At 50.4% G+C, this 536-nt stretch carries 1 rRNA gene; it reads right to left on the bottom strand.

The window, feature by feature from the left end:
* Positions 1-536: ribosomal RNA gene (locus KGF39_RS19455) — 23S ribosomal RNA — on the bottom strand; the annotation flags it as partial.

Below are 536 nucleotides of genomic sequence, written 5' to 3'. Positions count from 1 at the left end.
ATGGTGGCACCCCTTATCCCTAAGTTACGGGGTCATTTTGCCGAGTTCCTTAACAACAGTTCTCTCGCGGGCCTTAGGATACTCTCCTCACCCACCTGTGTCGGTTTGCGGTACGGGTACCTTTAACCTCGATAGAGACTTTTCTTGACAGTGTGAAATCAGCTACTTCGCTACTAAATTTCGCTCCCCATCACATCCCAGCATTATCAAAGCGGATTTACCTACTTTGACTGCCTCAATGCTTGGGCACACATAACCAACAGTGTGCTTAGCTTATCCTACTGTGTCATCCCATCTCTCAAACGGTTATCGGTAGTACAGGAATATCAACCTGTTGTCCATCACCTACGCCTTTCGGCCTCAGCTTAGGTCCCGACTAACCCAGGGCGGACGAACCTTCCCCTGGAAACCTTGGGTTTACGGCCTGTGGGATTCTCACCCACATCTCGCTACTCATGCCAACATTCTCACTCCCATACTGTCCACATGTCCTTACGGTCATGCTTCAACCCGTATGGGAAGCTCCCCTACCCATC

Origin of the sequence: Clostridioides sp. ZZV14-6345, from assembly GCF_020657775.1 — a bacterium.
In the GTDB taxonomy this organism is placed as follows: Bacteria; Bacillota; Clostridia; order Peptostreptococcales; family Peptostreptococcaceae; genus Clostridioides; species Clostridioides difficile_D.
The sequence above is the reverse complement of the archived record's forward strand: the minus strand, read 5'-3'. Positions and strand labels throughout refer to the sequence as shown.